This is a genomic window from Asanoa iriomotensis, assembly GCF_016862515.1.
In the GTDB taxonomy this organism is placed as follows: Bacteria; Actinomycetota; Actinomycetes; order Mycobacteriales; family Micromonosporaceae; genus Asanoa; species Asanoa iriomotensis.
Genome location: NZ_BONC01000069.1, coordinates 1 through 18,467, shown reverse-complemented (window position 1 = coordinate 18,467; position 18,467 = coordinate 1). Strand labels below are relative to the sequence as shown.

The window sequence follows — 18,467 nt, the reverse complement described above, 5'->3', positions numbered from 1 at the left end:
GTTGCTCGTATTAAGGAAATCTGATGATCGACGTGCAGCGTCTCCGGGTCTTCCGCGAGGTCGCCCGGCAGGGCAGCTTCAACCGCGCCGCGGTCGCGCTGCGGCTGACCCCGTCCGCCGTCTCGCAGCAGATCAGCGCGCTGGAGCGGTCGCTGGGCACGAGCGTGGTGTGCCGCAGCACCCGCGGCGTCGAGATCACCGACGCCGGCCGGGTGCTGGTCGACACCGCCGACACGATCGCCGCCGAGCTCGACTGCGCGGAGCGGGAGATCGCCCGGCTGGGCGCGGCCGTCCCGCGGCTGACCGTCGCCACGTTCGCGAGCGGCGGCCAGCGCCTGCTGCCCGGCGCGCTGATCCGGTTCCGCGCGGCCCATCCGGAGGTGTCGCTGACGGTGGTGGAGAGCGACCCGGCCGACAGCCTGCAACAGGTGCGCTCGGGCGCGGCCGACCTCGCGCTCGCCTTCCACTTCGAGGAGGTGCCGCCCGTCCGCCCGGACGACCGTTCCGGGCTGACCTGGATCCCGCTGCTGGAGGATCCGATGTGGATCGTGCTGCCGGCCGGGCACCGGCTCGCCGGGCGCGACGAGGTCGCGATGGGTGAGCTGGGCGGCGAGCGCTGGGTGCAGGGCTGCCTGTCGCCCACCGACCTGCTCGACCACTACGCCGCGCTGGCCGGGATCGAGGTCGACGTCGCCTGCCAGGGCACCGACTACGTGTTCGCACAGGCGCTGGTCCGGGTCGGCGTCGGGATCAGCCTCGTACCGCACACCGCGCTGACCGCCGACGCCGACGGCCTCGCGATGGTGCCGCTGGCGCCGCCGCGCCCCGCCCGGCACATCGGCGTCGCGATCGCCCGGCGCCGCGCCCAGGACGCGCCGACCCGGGCGCTGGTCGAGGCGCTGTCCCAGGAAGTAGGAGTGCCCTCCCGGATGGCAGGATGATCGGCGTACGGTCATCCGCATGGCCGCCGTCTACACGCACGGGCACCACGAGTCCGTCCTGCGCTCCCACCGCTGGCGCACCGCCGAGAACTCCGCCGCCTACCTGCTGCCCGCGCTGACCCCGCAGACCCGGCTGCTCGACGTGGGCTGCGGCCCCGGCACGATCACCGCGGACCTGGCCGCCCGGGTCGGCGCGGTGACCGCCGTCGAGACCGCGCCCGCGGTGCTGGAGGGGGCCCGCGCGGTCGCCGCCGAGCGCGGCCTGGCCATCGAGTTCGCGGTCGACGACGTCAACGCGCTGAGCTTCGCCGACGACAGCTTCGACGTGGTGCACGCCCACCAGGTGCTCCAGCACCTCGCCGACCCGGTGGCGGCGCTGCGCGAGATGGCCCGGGTCGCCCGGCCGGGCGGCCTGGTCGCGGCCCGCGACGGCGACTACGCGGCCTTCGCCTGGTGGCCCGAGGTGCCCGCATTGTCGGAGTGGCAGGACCTCTACCGCCGCGTCGCCCGCGCCAACGGCGGCGAGCCCGACGCCGGCCGCAAGCTGCTCTCCTGGGCGCGGGCGGCCGGCCTGGACGCCACGGCCTCCGCGTCCACCTGGTGCTTCGCCACCCCGGCGGACCGGGCCTGGTGGGGTGGGATGTGGGCCGATCGGGTCGCCGGGTCGGCGCTGGGTGCGCGGGCGGTCGCGCTCGGCTACGCCGACCACGGCGACCTGGCCCGGATCGCCGACGGCTGGCGCGAGTGGGCGGCCGCCGACGACGGCTGGTTCCTCGTGCCCCACGGCGAGATCCTCTGCCGGGTGGGCTAGCCCGTGGCTCTGGTCTGGCGGAAGCAGTAGTACAGCGCGATGACGAGGTGCGCGATCAGGGTCGCCGGCGCGCTGAACACCGCGATCACCACCGTGAGCAAGTACAGCGCCAGCCCGACCACGCTGAACCGCACGACCGACCCCCGCACCGCGTCCGCGTCGACGCCCGGCGCGAGCAGGGCCGGGTGCCGCCCGATGTAGCTGTAGAGGGACGCGAACGCCACCGACATGCCCAGCATCACCCCGGAGTAGACCAGCGCCGCGGTCCGGGCCCGTGCCCCGCCGGCGGTCAGGTACTCCGCGAACAGCGAGGTGGTGAACGGGATCGCCGCGACCAGCATGAGCAGCAGCAGGTTGAGGAAGAGCGCGATCCGGTCGACCATGGCCAGCAACTCGAACACCGCGTGGTGGTTGACCCAGATGATGCCCACGACCAGGAAACTCGTCACGTACGCGGCGTACGCGGGCCACTCGTGTCCGAGCGCGTCGGCAAGTGATCCTTCGAGGGTCGCGCGCACCGGCACCCGCAGGTCCAGCACCAGCAGCGTGATGGCGATGGCCAGCACGCCGTCGCTGAACGCCTCCGTTCGGCGGGTCTCGCTCACCTGATCAGTATCGGTCCGCTACCGAGGGTGATCTGTGTTTTGTGGAGTCTCCACAACGAGAGGGCGACGCCATGCGCGAGGTGGTGCGTTGGTGTACCGGAGGGTAATCGGGCAGGGTAAGGGCGGGTGCAGGCGGGTCGGGAACCGGACGTCGCCTTATGCGCATGCGTAGTAGGAGGCTTTGTCGGTGTTCAGTCGTGTCGCCATCGTCAACCGTGGTGAAGCCGCGATGCGGCTCATCCACGCCGTCCGGGAGCTGTCGGCGGAAACCGGTGAGCGGATCGAGACGATCGCGCTCTACACCGACGCCGACCGCAACGCGACCTTCGTCCGCGCCGCCGACATCGCGTACCCGCTCGGCCCGGCGTCGGCCCGCCCGTACCTCGACCACCTCGCGCTCGAACGCGCGCTCGTCGAGACCCGGGCCGACGCGGCCTGGGTGGGCTGGGGCTTCGTCGCCGAGGACCCGGCGTTCGCGGAGCTGTGCGAGAAGCTCGGCGTCACCTTCGTCGGCCCGAGCGCCGAGGCGATGCGCAAGCTCGGCGACAAGATCGGCGCCAAGCTGATCGCCGAGGAGGTCGGCGTCCCGGTCGCGCCGTGGAGCCGCGGCGAGGTGGCCACCCTGGCCGACGCGCTGAAGGCGGGCGAGCTGATCGGCTACCCGCTGATGCTCAAGGCCACCGCGGGCGGCGGCGGCCGCGGCATCCGTAAGGTCGCGTCGGGTGACGAGCTGACCGAGGCGTACGAGCGGACGAGCGCGGAGGCGCAGCGCGCGTTCGGCTCCGGCGTGGTCTTCCTGGAGCGCCTGGTCACCGGCGCCCGCCACGTCGAGGTGCAGGTCATCGCCGACGGGCAGGGCAACGCGTGGGCGCTGGGCGTCCGCGACTGCTCGGTGCAGCGGCGCAACCAGAAGATCATCGAGGAGTCGGCCTCGCCGGTCCTCGCGCCCGACCAGGTCGCCTCGCTCAAGTCGTCGGCCGAGCGGCTCGCGGTGGCGGTCGGCTACCGCGGCGCCTGCACCGTGGAGTTCCTCTACCACCCCGGCGACAAGATGTTCGCGTTCCTCGAGGTCAACACCCGGCTGCAGGTCGAGCACCCGATCACCGAGATCACCACCGGCACCGACCTGGTGCGCCTGCAGCTGCACGTGGCCGCGGGCGGCCGCCTCGAAGGCGAGCAGCCGGCCGAGCTCGGGCACGCCATCGAGGCGCGGCTCAACGCCGAGGACCCCGACCGCGACTTCGCGCCCGCGCCCGGGCGGATCGCCCGCCTGGTGCTGCCCGCCGGCCCTGGCATCCGGGTCGACACCGGCGTGAGCGAGGGCGACACGATCCCGGCCGACTTCGACTCGATGATCGCCAAGATCATCGCGTACGGGCGGGACCGTGACCAGGCGCTGGGCCGGCTGCGGCGGGCGATGGCCGAGACCACGGTGATCATCGAGGGCGGCGCGACCAACAAGAGCTTCGTGCTCGACCTGCTCGACCAGCCCGAGGTCATCGACGCGAGCGCCGACACCGGCTGGATCGACCGGGTACGCGCCGAGGGCCGGCTGGTCAGCCACCGGCACTCCGCGGTCGCGCTGGCCGCCGCCGCGATCGAGGCGTACGAGGACGAGGAGGAGGTCAGCCGCTCCCGGCTGCTGGCCACCGCGCACGGCGGGCGCCCGCAGGTGCACCACGACCCGGGCCGACCGCTCGACCTCAAGCTGCGCGGCGCCGGCTACCGGGTCGCCGTCGCGCGGGCCGGCGCCAAGCGCTTCCGGGTCGGCATCGGCGACGTGGCCGCCGACGTCGAGCTCGACCGGTTCGACGCGTACAACGGGCAGATCGTCGTCAACGGCAACCGCTTCCGGCTGGTCTCGGCCACCCACGGGCCGGTGCACCTGGTCGAGGTCGACGGGGTCACCCACCGGATCAGCCGCGACGAGGGCGGCGTCGTCCGGTCGCCGGCACCGGCGCTGGTGGTCGCCACGCCGCTGACGGTCGGCGACGAGGTCGAGGCCGGTGCGCCGATCCTCGTACTCGAAAGCATGAAGATGGAGACGGTGCTGCGCGCGCCGTTCCGGGCCCGGGTCCGCGAATGCCCCGTGTCGGTCGGCAGCCAGGTCGAGACCGGCGCGCCGCTGATGCGGCTGGAGCCCCTCGGCGGCGAGGAGGCGGCGGCGCCCGAGACTGCGGCGGTCGAGATCGAGCTGCCGGGGCCGGCGCCCGAAGGCACGCCTGCCGAGCGCGCCGCACACGGCCTGCATGACCTGCGCGGCCTGCTGCTCGGCTTCGACGGCGACGTCCGCGACCACCGGCGGGTGCTGGCCGGCTACCTGACCGCCCGGGCCGACCTGGGCGGGCAACCGAATGCGGGCGAGCTCGACCTGTTCACCGTGTTCGCCGACCTGTCGGAGCTGAGCCGCAACACACCCAGCGGCGAGCTGGACGCCGTGCCGGACAGCCCGGTGCACAGCCCCCGCGAATATTTCCACGCCTACCTGCAGAGCCTCGACGTCGAGCGGGCCGGTGTCACGTCGAGCTTCCAGGCCAAGCTCACCACGGTGCTGGCCCACTACGGCATCGACGGGCTCGAGCGCACGCCCGCGCTCGAGGCGGCGGTCTTCCGGATCTTCCTCGCTCAGCAGCAGATGAGCACCTCGGTAAAGATCGTCAACGAGCTGCTGCGCGGGTGGCTGGCCGGGGCGCCGCCGGCCGAGCCGTTGCGCGAACGCTGCGGCCTCGCCCTGGAGCACCTCGTCGAGGCCACCCAGGTGCGCTTCCCGGCGGTCTCCGACCTGGCCCGCGGCGTCGTCTTCCGCTGGTTCGCCCAGCCGCTGCTGCGCCGCAACCGCGCCACGGTGTACGCGGCCGTCCGCGCGGACCTGCGCCACCTCGACGACAACCCGTCCGCGCCCGACCGCGCCGACCGGATCCAGGCGATGGTGGCGAGCAACGAGCCGCTGGTCCGGCTGATCGGCCAGCGGGTCGGCCGGCCGGGGCGCGACCACGCGCCGCTGCTGGAGGTGCTGACCCGGCGCTACTACGGCAACCGGGCGCTGTCGGCGGTCGCCGTGCGCGAGGCGGCCGGGTGCCGGTTCGTCACCGCGGAGCACACCGATCCCCGCGGTGCGACCCGGGTGGTGACCACCACTGTGGACATTTCCGCGCTGCCGGACGCGATCGGCGCGGTCGCGGCCTTCGCCGCCGACGCTCCGGGGCGCGGGCTGGTCGCCGACCTCTACGTGACCTGGGAGGACCAGCCCGACGCCGACACGATGGCGGTGCGGCTCGGCCAGATCCTCGCGGCGCACCCGCAGCCGACGGGCGTCCGCCGGATCACCACCACCGTGGCCGGCACGAGCGGCGCCGTGGTGCACCACCACTTCACGTTCCGGCCCGACGGTGCCGGCTTCGCCGAGGACCGGCTGATCCGGGGCCTGCACCCGCAGATCGCGGGCCGTCTCCAGCTGCACCGGCTGCGCGAGTTCGACCTCACCCGGCTGCCGTCCGCGGACGAGGAGATCTACCTGTTCAAGGCGGTCGCCCGCAGCAACCCGGCCGACGAGCGGCTGATCGCGATGGGCCAGGTCCGCGACCTGACACCGCTGCGCGAGAACGACGGCCGCCTGGTCGCGCTGCCGGCGCTGGAGGACGCGATCACCGCGGGCCTCGACGCGATCCGCAACATCCAGGCGCAACGGCCGCAGAACAAGCGCTACGACACCAACCGCCTGATGATGTACGTCTGGCCGTCGACCGAGCTGACGATGGAGGAACTGCAGGCGCTGGTCCAGCGCATCCTGCCGACCACGGCCGGCGCGGGTCTGGAGGAGGTCCAGTTCATCGCCCGGCAGCGCAACGCGGCCGGCGAGCTGGCCGAGGTCGCGGTGCGGATCACCCTGGACCCGGGCAACGGCGCGAGCCTGCACGTCGACAAGCCGTCGCTGGAGCCGGTGCTGCCGCTCGACGACTACCGGCAGAAGGTGTTGCGGGCGGCCCGGCGCGGCAACGTCTATCCGTACGAGGTCACCTCGATGCTCGGCGACTTCGTCGAGTACGACATGTCCGACGCCGGTGTGCTGGAGCCGGTGTCGCGGCCGAAGGGGCGCAACAAGGCTGCCATCGTCGCGGGCGTGGTCACGACCGTGACGCCACGGCATCCCGAGGGCATCAAGCGGGTCGTCCTGCTCGGCGACCCGACCAAGGCGCTCGGCGCGCTGTCGGAGCCGGAGTGCGCGCGGGTGATCGCGGCCCTGGACCTGGCCTCGTCGCTCGGTCTGCCGCTCGAGTGGTTCGCGCTGTCGGCGGGCGCCCGGATCTCGATGAGCTCGGGCACCGAGAACATGGACTGGGTCGCGGCCGCGCTCAAGCGGATCGTCACGTTCACCCAGGACGGCGGCGAGATCAACATCGTGGTGGCGGGCATCAACGTGGGCGCACAGCCCTACTGGAACGCCGAGGCCACGATGCTCATGCACACCAAGGGCATCCTGGTGATGACGCCCGACTCGGCCATGGTGCTGACCGGCAAGCAGGCCCTGGACTTCTCGGGCGGCGTGTCGGCCGAGGACAACTTCGGCATCGGCGGCTACGACCGGGTCATGGGCCCGAATGGTCAGGCGCAGTACTGGGCACCGAACCTGGCGGCGGCCCGCGACGTGCTGATGGCGCACTACGACCACACCTACGTGGTGCCCGGCGAGCGCGGCCCGCGGCGGGCCGCCACGACGGACCCGGCCGACCGTGACGTGTCGGTGTTCCCGCACGAGGTGGCCGGCAGCGACTTCACCACGGTCGGTCAGATCTTCTCCTCCGCGCACAACCCGGACCGGAAGAAGGCCTTCGACATCCGCACGGTGATGCGCGCACTGTCCGATCAGGACCATGCGGTGCTGGAACGCTGGGCGGGCATGGCCGACGCGGAGACGTCGGTGGTGCAGGACGCGCACATCGGCGGCTGGCCCGTGTGTCTGGTGGGCATCGAGTCGCGCTCGGTGCCGCGGCGGGGCTTCCCGCCCACCGACGGCCCCGACGCGTACACGGCGGGCACGCTGTTCCCGCGCTCGTCGAAGAAGACGGCCCGCGCGATCAACGCGGCGTCCGGCAACCGCCCGCTGGTGGTGCTGGCCAACCTGAGCGGCTTCGACGGCTCCCCGGAGTCGATGCGCAAGCTGCAGCTCGAATACGGCGCGGAGATCGGCCGGGCGATCGTCAACTTCGAGGGCCCGATCATCTTCTGCGTCATCTCCCGCTACCACGGCGGCGCCTTCGTGGTCTTCTCCAAGCGCCTCAACCCCAACATGACGGTGCTGGCGCTGGAGGGCTCGGTCGCCTCGGTCCTGGGCGGCGCACCCGCGGCCGCGGTGGTCTTCTCGGGCGACGTCAACAACCGCACGGCGACGGACCCGCGCGTGACCGAGCTGCAGGCCAGCGTCTCGGCGGCGAGCGGTGCGGAGCGCGCGGCCCTCAACGCCCGCCTGGCCGAGGTCCAGTCGTCGGTGCGGGCCGAGAAGCTCGCCGAGGTGGCATCGGAGTTCGACCGGGTGCACAGCATCCAGCGCGCGGTCGAGGTCGGCTCGGTCGACGAGATCATCAGCGCGGCCGACCTGCGCCCGCGGATCATCGAGGCGATCGCGCGCGGCATGTCCTGACGCACCGGGGATCGGGACATTGTCCCGATCCCGCCGGGACGCCCGGCCGTTATGGTGGCGGGCGTGCTGGGGAGGCGGGTGGCGTGGGCGGCATGCCTGGTCACCGTGGCGGCGGTCGCCGGCGCGGTGGTGCTCGGCGTCGCCAACGGCACCGATCCGCGTACGCGCGCCTATCTCGTCCTCGTGCTGACCTGCGCGGTGGCGGGTGCGCTGGTCGCGGGCGGCCGGCGCAGCCTGCTGGGTTGGCTGCTGCTCGGCAGCGCGTTCTCGTTCGCGGTGGTCGAGCTGTGCGGCGAGGCCGCCGCGGACAGTGGCTTGGCCGCCTGGATCACCACGTGGCTGTGGGTGCCCGCGAACCTGTGTGCCGCACTCGTGCCCTTGTTCTTCCCCGATGGCCGGCTGCCGTCCCGGCCTTGGTGGTGGCTGCTCGGCCCGCTGCTGGCGACGGCGGCGACCGCGGCGGTGCTGAGCGCGTTGCGGCCCGGCACGCCGGACCAGCTCGCCGGGCATCCCGCGATCGTCAACCCGCTCGGGGTGCCCGGGCTGAGCGTGGTGGGGACGGACCGCGCGTTCACGCTGCTCGCCGGGCTCACGTTCGCCGCGGGCGCTGTCGCGGTCGTGCTGCGCGCCCGAGCGGCGGGCGAGGAGCGCCGCCGCCAGCTCATCTGGGTGGCGTGGGCGGTCACCGTGGCCGCGCTGGTGGTGGTGGCCCGGCTGGTCGCAGGACTGACCGACGGCGACGCGGGCTCGCCGTGGCCGCGCGGGAGCCTGTTCTGGGAATACGCCGGCGCGGCCGGGCTCAGCCTCGTGCCGGCCGCGGTGACGGTGGCCGTGCTGCGGCACCGCCTCTACGACGTCGACCGGCTGGTCAACCGCACGCTGCTCTACGTGGCGCTGTCGACGTTCCTGGTCGGCGGGTACGTGCTCGTCGCCGGTTACCTCGGCGCCGTCGTCGGCCGCTCGGGCAGCCTGTCGGTCTCGGTCGTCGCGGCGGCGGCGGTCGCGGTCGGTTTCGCGCCGCTGCGGGCGCGCCTCCAGAACGGCATCGATCGCCTGTCGTACGGGCGCCGCGATGACCCGTACGCCGTGCTGGCCACACTCGGCCGTCGCCTGGAGGAGGCGGTCAGCCCGGCGGCTGTCCTGCCGGTGATCGCCCGGACCGTCGCGGACACCCTGCGGCTGCGCTACGTCGCGGTGGAGGTGGTCGACGGCCCGACCGTCGCCACCGGCGCCGCCGACGGGCCGCCGACCCGGCTGCCGCTGACCTACCAGGGCGAGGAGGTCGGCGCGCTGGCCATCTGGCCCGCGCGCGACTCCCCGTTGCTGACCGACCTGGCGCGGCACGTGGGCGTCGCGGTGCACGCGTTCCGCGAGACGGAGCGCGCGGTGCGGCTGTCCGCCGATCTCCAGCGTTCGCGCGAGCGGCTGGTGGTGGCCCGCGAGGAGGAGCGCCGGCGGCTGCGCCGTGACCTGCACGACGGCCTCGGCCCGACGCTGGCGGGCCTGACGATGCGGGCCGAGGCGGCGCAGGACGTGGCCGGCGCGGCCGCGTCGGGGTTGCTCGCGCTGATCGCTGACGACGCCCGGGCCGCGATCGGCGACGTGCGGCGGCTGGTCGACGGCCTGCGCCCGCCGGCCCTGGACACGCTCGGCCTGGCCGGAGCGCTCCGGTCGCACCTGGCCACGCTGCCGGCTGGTGCGACACCGGTCACATTGGACGCTCAGGATCCGCTGCCGCCGCTGCCCGCGGCGACGGAGGTGGCCGCGTACCGGATCGCGGTCGAAGCGGTCGCCAACCTCCGGCGGCACGCTCGGGCTGGGCAGGGGCTGGTCACCTTGCGTCTGGCCGGCGACCGCCTGGTGCTGTCGGTCCGCGACGACGGCACGGGCGGGATCACCGAGCGTCCCGGCGGCGTGGGCATCGCCTCGATGCGGGAGCGGGCGGCGGAAGTGGGCGGCACGCTGCGCGTCTCCAGCGACGCCACCGGCAGCGCCGTCCATGCCGACCTGCCGGCGGGAGCGGGGGAGTGATGGAGACGATCCGTGCGCTGGTCGTCGACGACCACGCGGCGTTCCGGGCGGGGCTGCGGGCGCTGCTCGAGGCCGTGCCCGACATCGAGGTGGTCGACGAGGCGGCGACGGGCGAGCAGGCGTTGGCGCTGGCGCCGGTGGCGCAGCCCGACGTCGTGCTGCTCGACCTCGCGATGCCCGGCATGGGCGGCATCGCCGCGACCGAGCGGTTGATCGCTGCGATGCCGCACGTACGCGTGCTGATTCTGAGCATGGCCGACGACGACGACTCGGTCTTCGCGGCGATGCGCGCCGGCGCCCGCGGCTACGTGCTCAAGGGCGCCCGCCGCGCGGAGTTGGTCCGCTCGGTGCGGGCGGTGGCGGCCGGCGAGGCGATCTTCGGTGCGGGGCTGGCCGTGCGGCTCATGGGGTACTTCGCCGGCCTCGACCGGCGGTCGAACGCGTTTCCGGAGCTCAGCGACCGGGAGCGGCAGATCCTCGGCCTGGTCGCGCGGCACCTGACCAACCCGCAGATCGCGGAGCGGCTGGGCCTGCACCAGAAGACCGTGCGCAACCACGTGTCGAACATCTTCACCAAGCTGCGCGTCGCCGACCGCGCGCAGGCCATCCTGCGGGCGCGGGAGGCGGGCCTGTAGACCCGCCTCCCGGGCAATCTAGATCCGCCAGCGTTCCGGCGGCATCCGCAGGACCCGCAGGCCGAGCGGGGCCAGCGCCGCCAGGATCAGCACGGGGCCGACCGACTGCACGACCGGCGCCTGGCCGGTGGTCAGGAACGGAATGACCAGACCCGCGACGAGCAGGGTGAGCTGCCACCACCGGAGGTCGCCGGTCCGCGTCAGGGCGACCGCGAGCACGATCAGCGCCGGGTGCACGAGAAACGCGGGCAGCAGGAAGCCGTAGAGCACGCCCGGGTACCCGTTGGCCAGTTCGGTGACCGCCACGGCCTGCGCGTCGGGCAGGGAGTGGGCCAAAGCCAGGTCGTAGAAGTCGGTGAGCAGCAGCGCGGAACCGTTGACCGCCGCGAGCGCACCCACGAGCCCGGCGACGACGGCGAGCCTGGGCATCCGCGCCCGCAGCAGGTGTGCCAGCGCCAGGACGACCGGCACGATGAGGATCGCGCTGTAGTGCAGGATCACGGCACTGACCTGCACGAGAGCGGCATGTTCGCGGTAGAGGTCGGGTTCGTGGGTCTCGCCCGGCGGCGAGGTGAGAAAGCCGGCGAGGTGCAGCAGAGGCCAGGCGACGAGCGCGAGCCCGGCGACGACGCGCCACGCACCGTAGCCAACGTCACCCACCGCCTCACGACGGCTGTCGATAATGGTCATGCGGCCACGCAACCGCCACGGCGTCCCGTCCCGCGCCACCGCGGGTCCCGCCGGCCCGGGAGGAATGTCCCGGCTGGGGTCACCCCGATATACACCCCGGCGGTTACGCTCGGAGCTGACCGCGCCGGCGTCGGTGGGCGCATGCGTGGCGGAGGGGGCAGTGGTGGCCGCGCCGCGTTGGGTGCCTGGCGAGCGTCAGGCCGACTTTTCGCCCGACGGCATCGTCCATTGTGTGCGGCGCTTCCGGGAGCCCGTACACGTGGTGCGGGGTCAGGCCGGTCATGAGCCCGGCCTCGGGCTCGGTGGGCGACTGGTCACTGCCGGCGCCGAAGGATATGAGCTGCTCGGCACGCTGCCCCCGCTCTATCCGGAATGGCTCGGCGACCGCTCCTTCAACCGCACCCACGGCGTGCGGTTCCCCTACGTGGCTGGCGAGATGGCCAACGGCATCGCCACCGTCGCCTCGGTCGTCGCGATGGCCGAGGCGCGGATGCTCGGTTTCTTCGGCGCCGCCGGGCTGCCGCTGCCGGCCGTCGAACGCGCGGTGGCGGAGCTGAGCCGCAGCCTGCGGGGCCGCGACAACTGGGGCGTCAACCTGATCCACGCGCCCGCCGCACCCGAGTCCGAGGAACGCCTGGTCGACCTGCTGGTGGACGCCGCCGTGCCCAAGGTGTCGGTGTCGGCCTACATGGACCTGACACCGGCGGTCGTGCGCTGCGCGGTCGCCGGCCTGCGACCGGAAGGCCGCGCCCGGCACCTGTTCGCGAAGGTCTCCCGGCCCGAGGTCGCCGCGAAGTTCCTGTCGCCGGCGCCGCCCGAGATCCTGCGGACGCTCGTCGAACGCGGCCAGATCACGCGGTCCGAGGCGGACCTGGCGGCGCGAGTGCCGCTCGCCGACGACGTGACCGTGGAGGCCGACAGCGGCGGCCACACCGACAACCGGCCCCTCGCCGTCGTGCTGCCGGCGATCCGTGCCCTGCGCGACGACCTGGTCCGCCGCCACGGCTACGCCCGGCCGGTCCGCGTCGGCGCCGCCGGCGGGCTGGGCGATCCGGCGGGTGTGGCGGCCGCCTTCGCCGCCGGTGCGGCCTACGTAGTGACCGGCACGATCAACCAGCTGTCCGTCGAGGCGGGCCTCTCCGACGCGGCCAAAGCGCTGCTCGCCGCCGCCGATCTGGCCGACGTCGCCATGGCTCCCGCGGCCGACATGTTCGAGTACGGCATCAAGGTGCAGGTCCTGCGCCGCGGCACCCTGTTCGCGGCCCGGGCCGGCCAGCTCTACGAGACCTACCTGGCGTTCCCGTCGCTGGACGACGTGCCCGACGCGACCCGTGAACGCATCGAGAAGGACGTCCTGCGCGGCACCTTCGAGGGCTGCTGGGCGCAGACCCGGCAGTTCTGGATGGACCGCGACCCGCGGGAGGCCGAGCGTGCCGACCACGATCCGCGCCATCGGATGGCCCTGGTCTTCCGGTCCTATCTCGGCCTGTCGAGCCGCTGGGCCATCACGGGCGAGCCGACCCGGCAGACCGACTACCAGATCTGGTGCGGGCCCGCGATCGGTGCCTTCAACCGCTGGGCGGCGGGCACCCCGCTCGCCGAGCCGCGGCGGCGCACCGTCGTGCAGATCGCACTCAACCTGCTCGAAGGCGCGGCGGCGGTGACCCGCGCCCACCAACTGCGTTCCTACGGCGTCGCGGTGCCCGATGACGCGTTCGCCCCGCGCCCACGCCTGTTGTCCTGAGGAGGACCGATGGTGCCGATCGCCGTCGTGGGGCTCGCCGCCCTGATGCCCGGCGCCCGGGACACGGCCGAGTTCTGGCGCACCATCGTCACCGGCCGGGACCTGATCACCGAGGTGCCGGCCGGCCGCTGGCCCGCCGACGGGTTCTACGACCCGGACCCTGCGACGCCCGACACGACCTACAGCCGCCGCGGCGGGTTCCTGCCGGAGATCGAGTTCGACCCCCTCGCCCACGGGCTGCCGCCGTCCACACTGGAGGCGATCGACCCCGCCCAGCTGCTGGGCCTGACCGTCGCGGACGCGCTGCTGGCCGACCTCGACCGGAACCTGGCCGAACCACTCGACCGTGAACGCGTCAGCGTCATCCTCGGCAGCTCAACGCTCAGCCGCGTGGGCACGATGGACGCGCGCATCCAGCGGCCGATCTGGCGCAAAGCCCTGTTGGAGCAGGGGATCCAGGAAAAGCAGGCGGAGGAGATCTGCGGCCGGATCGCCGCACAGTACGTGCCGTGGCAGGAGGACTCGTTCCCCGGCCTGCTCTCCAATGTGGTGGCCGGGCGGATCGCGAACCGTCTCGACCTGCACGGCACGAGCTGCACCGTCGACGCCGCCTGCGCGAGCTCGCTCGCGGCGGTCTCGGCAGCGGCCAACGAGCTGGCGCTGGGCACCGCGGACCTGGTCGTCACCGGCGGGGTGGACGCGACCAACAACCCGCTGATGTACGTGTGCTTCAGCAAGACGCCGGCCCTGTCACCGACCGGCGACGCGCGCCCGTTCTCCGCGGACGCCGACGGCACGCTGCTCGGCGAGGGCCTGGCGATGCTGGCACTGAAACGACTGGACGCCGCCGAGCGCGCCGGCGACCGGATCTACGCCGTGATCCGCGGGGTCGGCACCTCCTCGGACGGCAGGGGTGGCGCCATCTACGCGCCGATGCCCAAAGGCCAGGAACGAGCCCTGCGCCGCGCGTACGACGCCGCCGGATACGGCCCCGACACCGTCGAGTTGGTGGAGGCCCACGGCACCGCGACCCGCGCCGGAGACGCCGCCGAGTTCGAGGCGTTACGGCAGGTCTTCGGCGCGACCGGACGGCCCGACAGCGGGTGGTGCGCGCTCGGGAGCGTCAAGTCCCAGATCGGGCACACGAAGGCGGCGGCGGGCGCCGCCGGGCTGATCAAGGCCGTGCTGGCCCTGCACCAGCGGGTCCTTCCGCCGACCATCAAGGTGCGCGAACCCAATCCCGGCCTCGGGATCGAGGGGAGCCCGTTCTACCTGAACACCGCCGCGCGGCCGTGGGCCCGGCGCACTCACCCGCGCCGGGCGTCCGTGTCGAGCTTCGGCTTCGGCGGCGCCAACTACCACGTCACGCTCGAAGAGCACGGCGGCGATGCACCGTGGATCCGGTCCGCGACCGGTCAGCTCGTCCTCTTCAGCGCCGACTCGCCTGGGCGGCTGTCGCGAGACTTCAACCGTGGCGACCCATATCGGCTGGCCGTGGCGGTGACCGACGAAGGCGACCTGCGCGACAAGCTCGACCGCGCCTCCGCCACGATCGCCAGGCAGCCCGACGCACCGTTCTCCCTGCCCGGCGGCGTCTTCTACGAAAGCGCGTCGGCGGACCCTGGCCGGATCGCGTTCGTGTTTCCCGGCCAGGGATCGCAGTACGTCGGGATGGGCGGCGACCTCGCAATGGCCTTCCCCGCGGCGGCGCGGGTGTGGGATCTCGGGCCGCACGACGTCGTCTTCCCGCCGCCGGCCTTCACGGACGACCAGCGTGCGGCCCAGGAGCGTCGGCTCACCGACACCCGGTGGGCACAACCGGCGCTGGCCACACACAGCCTTTCCCTGCTCGCCCTGCTGAGGTCGGTCGGCGTCGCGCCGGACTGCGTGGCGGGCCACAGCCTCGGCGAGTTGGTAGCGCTGCACGCGGCCGGCGCCATGGACGCCAAGAGCCTGCTGCGCCTCGCCCGGCACCGGGGTGACCTGCTGGCGCGGATCGACGCCGGCACGATGCTGGCGGTGAGCGCGGACGCCGAAACCGTCCTCACCGCGATCGGTGAGTCGGCCGACGTCTGGCTCGCGAACGTCAACGCCCCTCGGCAGACCGTCGTCTCGGGGACCGTAGGCGCGATCGAAGCACTGCACGAGCGCCTGACGGCGAGCGGCGTCACGGCGCGCCGCCTCAACGTGTCCGCCGCCTTCCACAGCCCGCTGGCCGGCACCGCCGAGGAGCCGCTGCGCGCGTTCCTGGAGAAGCTCGAGCTGACCGCACCGCGGATCGACGTCTACGGCAACACGGACGCGGCGGTCTACAGCCGCACACCCGACGCCGTCCGCCGCACCCTCGCGAGGCAGGTCGCCGCGCCGGTCCGGTTCCTCGATCAGATCGAGACGATGTACGCCGACGGCGTGCGCACGTTCATCGAGGTGGGTGCCGGCTCCGCGCTCACCGGCCTGATCGGCGCGATCCTCGGCGACCGCCCGCACGTGGCCGTCAGCCTGGACAGGCGCGGGCGCGACGGCGTGTCCGCCTGGCACGAAGCCCTCGGCCGGCTCGCCGTGCACGGCGTGCCCATGAACCTGGGCCGGACGACGGACGCGAGCCCACCGCCGCCGGCAGCACGCCGAGGGACCGTGCGCGTCAACGGATCCGGCTACGTTGCCCCTGCTCCGACTCGCCCGGTCCCGCCCGCACCACCCATCCTCGTGGAGGCCACCGCCCCGATGACCGAGCCCGAACCGAACACCCAATGGCTGGCGGCGGTGCAGGAGGTGCAACGCCAGACCGCCGAGGCGCACATGCACTTCCAGCGCGTCCTCGCCGAGTCGCACCAGGCATTCCTCCAGATGGCCGAGAACACGTTCGCCGCGTTGACCGGCCAGCCTCCCTCACCGCCGCCGGCGCCGCAACACGTCCCGGCACCCGCCGTGTTCATGCCACCAGCGGCGGAACCGCAGGTCGTGCCGACCGTGCTACCCGAACCACCGCCTCTTTCCGCGCCCGCGCCGGCGACCCCGGCCACCGAACCCGTCAGCCTCGCGCTGCTGCTCGCCGTCGTCGCCGAGAAGACCGGCTATCCGGCGGACATGCTCGACGGCGGCATGGACCTCGCCGCCGACCTCGGCATCGACTCGATCAAGAGAGTCGAGATCTTCGCCGCGGTACGCGAGCGCACGCACGGCCTGCCGGCGACCGACTCGCCGCGGATGGCCGAGCTGTTCCAGGCGCGCACGATCGACGAGGTCATCCGGCTCGCCGGCGACGACAGCCCAGCCGATCCGCCGACCCCGGCGGTGGTGGTCCGGCGATTACAGGTCAGGCCGATCGCCGCGCCGGCATGCGGGCTGGCGTTGGCGGGCCTGCGCGACGGGCCGATCGCCGTCGTCGACGGCGGCAGCGGACTCGCCCAAGCCGTGGTCGCCCACCTCGACGCGCGCGGAATCACCGCCACGGTCGAGGACAAGCCCGCACCGGACGCATGGGGAGTGATCCTCCTCGGTGGACTGTCGTCGGTGGAGGACTCCGGCCACGCCGCTTTCCGAGCCGCCCGGGTGGTCGCGGCCAGCATGGGGGAGCGCGGCGGCGTCTTCGTGACCGTGCAGGACACCGCCGGCAGCTTCGGCCTGCACGATCCTGATCCGCGCCGCGCCCCGTTCGGCGCGTTGGCGGCCCTGGCGAGGACCGCCGCGAAGGAGTGGCCGTCGGCCGCGGTCAAGGCCATCGACTGCCAGCGCGGCGACCGTGACGCGGACGCCATCGCCGCCGCGCTCGTCGACGAGCTGCTGACCGGCGGACCGACGCTCGACGTGGGCCTGCGCGCCGACGGGACACGATGGACCCTGTTCGACCGCGAGGCCCCAGCACCATCCCCGTCCGATCTGACCGTCACCCGCGACTCGGTCCTCGTGGTCTCCGGTGGCGCACGTGGCGTCACCGCAGCCGGGTTGCGGGCGCTGGCGGCGGCGACACAGCCACGCATGTTGCTGCTCGGGCGGACAGCGCTCGCCGACGAGCCGGCGTACCTGGCCGGTGCCCACGACGAGCCGTCGGTGACGCGCGTGCTGGCCGAACGGGAACGCGCCACCCCGGCTCAGTTGTCGGCGAGCGCCCGCACGATCCTGGCCTGCCGTGAGGTGCGTGCCACCCTGGCAGATCTGGAGCGGGCGGGGGCCACGGTGCGCTACGCCGCCCTTGACGTCACGGATCGCACCGCGGTGAGCCGGGAGCTCGACCGCGCCCGGCAGGAATGGGGGCCGATCACCGGGATCGTCCACGGTGCCGGCGTTCTCGCGGACAAGCGCATCGCGGACAAGACCGACTTCGACCGCGTGTACGCGACGAAGGTCGCCGGGCTCGAAGCCCTGCTCGACGCGACCGTGGGCGATCCGCTCGACCTGCTGATCCTGTTCTCGTCCGTGGCCGCGCGTTACGGCAACGCCGGGCAGTGCGACTACGCGATGGCCAACGAGGTCCTCAACCAGATGGCCGCCGCCGAGCAGCGCCGGCGACCGTCGTGCCGGGTCCGCGCGATCGGCTGGGGTCCGTGGGACGCGGGCATGGTCACGGCGGCACACGCGGCCCACTTCAACAGTCTCGGCGTGGGGATGATCCCGCTCGACCGCGGTGCGCAGGCGTTCGTCGCAGAACTGGGCACGGCCGACGACGCGACCACGGTCCTCATCGCCGCCGCCGGGCCCGCTGGGAACGGCCGGCTCGTCGCGGAAGCCACGGTCACCGCGGCGACGCACGGGTTCCTGGCCGACCACGCTCCGGCCGGCGTGCCCGTACTCCCGCTGGCGATGGCCATCGACTGGTTCGCCGCCCTGACGAACGAGCGCCCGCCTGCGCTGGCCGACGTCCGCGTGCTGCACCGGGTCGACCTCCCCGAGTTGGCAGGCCGGTTCACCGTCGAGGCCGCCGGGCGTGACCTCCGGTTGACGTCGGGCCGGGTGCACTACACGGCGCGCCTCGTCGAGCCGGACGGGCCACCGCAACGCTGGACCACGCCGGACGGGTTGGGCGAGCCCATCACGGAGGCCGCCGTCTACAAGGCCGCCGCCCTGTTCCACGGCCCCGATTTCCAGGTCCTGCGACAGGTGACGGTGTCCGCGCGGGGAGCCGAGGCGCGGCTGGTCGGCGTCCGTGCGATGGGCTGGCCGGGGCCGTGGCGCACGGACCCGGCCGCGATCGACGGCGCGCTCCAGGCGGCGGTGCTGTGGGCCGGCCACGCGACCGGCGCCGCCACGCTGCCGATGGGTGTGGACGCGGTCCGCGTGCACCGCCCGGGACCGGCTCCCGGGATGCTGCGCTGCGTCGTCCGGGCGGCGACCCGGACCACCGACCAGCTCCAGTGCGACGTCGCGCTGCTCGA

At 73.5% G+C, this 18,467-nt stretch carries 9 protein-coding genes; 7 read left to right on the top strand and 2 right to left on the bottom strand.

Going from position 1 to position 18,467, the window contains the following annotated elements; all coding sequences use genetic code 11:
* The first annotated feature begins 23 nt into the window (after nucleotides 1-23).
* Together Air01nite_RS33200 and Air01nite_RS33195 are read left to right on the top strand one after the other, a co-directional pair.
* A complete protein-coding gene (locus tag Air01nite_RS33200) occupies nucleotides 24-941 on the top strand; it encodes a LysR family transcriptional regulator (protein WP_203707321.1) in 918 nt (305 codons plus the stop codon).
* 19 nt (nucleotides 942-960) lie between these two features.
* Nucleotides 961-1,752: a class I SAM-dependent methyltransferase gene (locus Air01nite_RS33195; RefSeq protein WP_203707320.1), complete on the top strand. Its 792-nt coding sequence runs from the start codon at nucleotides 961-963 to the stop codon at nucleotides 1,750-1,752.
* Here Air01nite_RS33195 and Air01nite_RS33190 read toward each other — a convergent pair.
* Complete coding sequence (locus tag Air01nite_RS33190; RefSeq protein WP_203707319.1) at nucleotides 1,749-2,357, bottom strand: TMEM175 family protein; 609 nt, start codon at nucleotides 2,355-2,357, stop codon at nucleotides 1,749-1,751. The genes Air01nite_RS33195 and Air01nite_RS33190 overlap by 4 nt on opposite strands.
* A gap of 187 nt (nucleotides 2,358-2,544) precedes the next feature.
* On the opposite strand from Air01nite_RS33190, the gene Air01nite_RS33185 reads away from it, so the two are divergent.
* The 3 genes from Air01nite_RS33185 to Air01nite_RS33175 all read left to right on the top strand — a co-directional run bounded on the left by Air01nite_RS33185 (nucleotide 2,545) and on the right by Air01nite_RS33175 (nucleotide 10,661).
* On the top strand, nucleotides 2,545-7,995 hold the full coding sequence (locus Air01nite_RS33185) for an ATP-binding protein (protein WP_203707318.1): 5,451 nt from the start codon (nucleotides 2,545-2,547) through the stop codon (nucleotides 7,993-7,995).
* A gap of 63 nt (nucleotides 7,996-8,058) precedes the next feature.
* A complete protein-coding gene (locus Air01nite_RS33180; RefSeq protein WP_203707317.1) occupies nucleotides 8,059-10,026 on the top strand; it encodes a sensor histidine kinase in 1,968 nt (655 codons plus the stop codon).
* Nucleotides 10,026-10,661: a response regulator transcription factor gene (locus tag Air01nite_RS33175; RefSeq protein ID WP_203707316.1), complete on the top strand. Its 636-nt coding sequence runs from the start codon at nucleotides 10,026-10,028 to the stop codon at nucleotides 10,659-10,661. Before Air01nite_RS33180 ends, Air01nite_RS33175 begins: the two co-directional genes overlap by 1 nt.
* An 18-nt stretch (nucleotides 10,662-10,679) precedes the next feature.
* Here Air01nite_RS33175 and Air01nite_RS33170 read toward each other — a convergent pair whose 3' ends face one another.
* Nucleotides 10,680-11,351 (bottom strand): hypothetical protein, encoded by a 672-nt coding sequence (locus Air01nite_RS33170; RefSeq protein WP_203707315.1) that lies wholly within the window; start codon nucleotides 11,349-11,351, stop codon nucleotides 10,680-10,682.
* A 232-nt stretch (nucleotides 11,352-11,583) separates the two neighbouring features.
* On the opposite strand from Air01nite_RS33170, the gene Air01nite_RS33165 reads away from it, so the two are divergent.
* Together Air01nite_RS33165 and Air01nite_RS33160 are read left to right on the top strand one after the other, a co-directional pair.
* Nucleotides 11,584-13,095, top strand: coding sequence for a PfaD family polyunsaturated fatty acid/polyketide biosynthesis protein (locus tag Air01nite_RS33165; RefSeq protein ID WP_239091143.1), 1,512 nt, complete (start codon nucleotides 11,584-11,586; stop codon nucleotides 13,093-13,095).
* Nucleotides 13,096-13,104: 9 nt separating this feature from the next.
* Nucleotides 13,105-18,467, top strand: a 5,363-nt coding sequence (locus Air01nite_RS33160) for a type I polyketide synthase (RefSeq protein ID WP_203707313.1), incomplete at its 3' end; no start/stop codon positions are given.

Excerpts from the sequence above, each read along its gene's own strand:
- Air01nite_RS33200 (WP_203707321.1), top strand. The coding sequence starts at position 24 with ATGATCGACGTGCAGCGTCTCCGGGTCTTCCGCGAGGTCGCCCGGCAG.
- Air01nite_RS33195 (WP_203707320.1), top strand. The coding sequence starts at position 961 with ATGGCCGCCGTCTACACGCACGGGCACCACGAGTCCGTCCTGCGCTCC.
- Air01nite_RS33175 (WP_203707316.1), top strand. The coding sequence starts at position 10,026 with ATGGAGACGATCCGTGCGCTGGTCGTCGACGACCACGCGGCGTTCCGG.
- Air01nite_RS33170 (WP_203707315.1), bottom strand. The coding sequence starts at position 11,351 with ATGACCATTATCGACAGCCGTCGTGAGGCGGTGGGTGACGTTGGCTAC.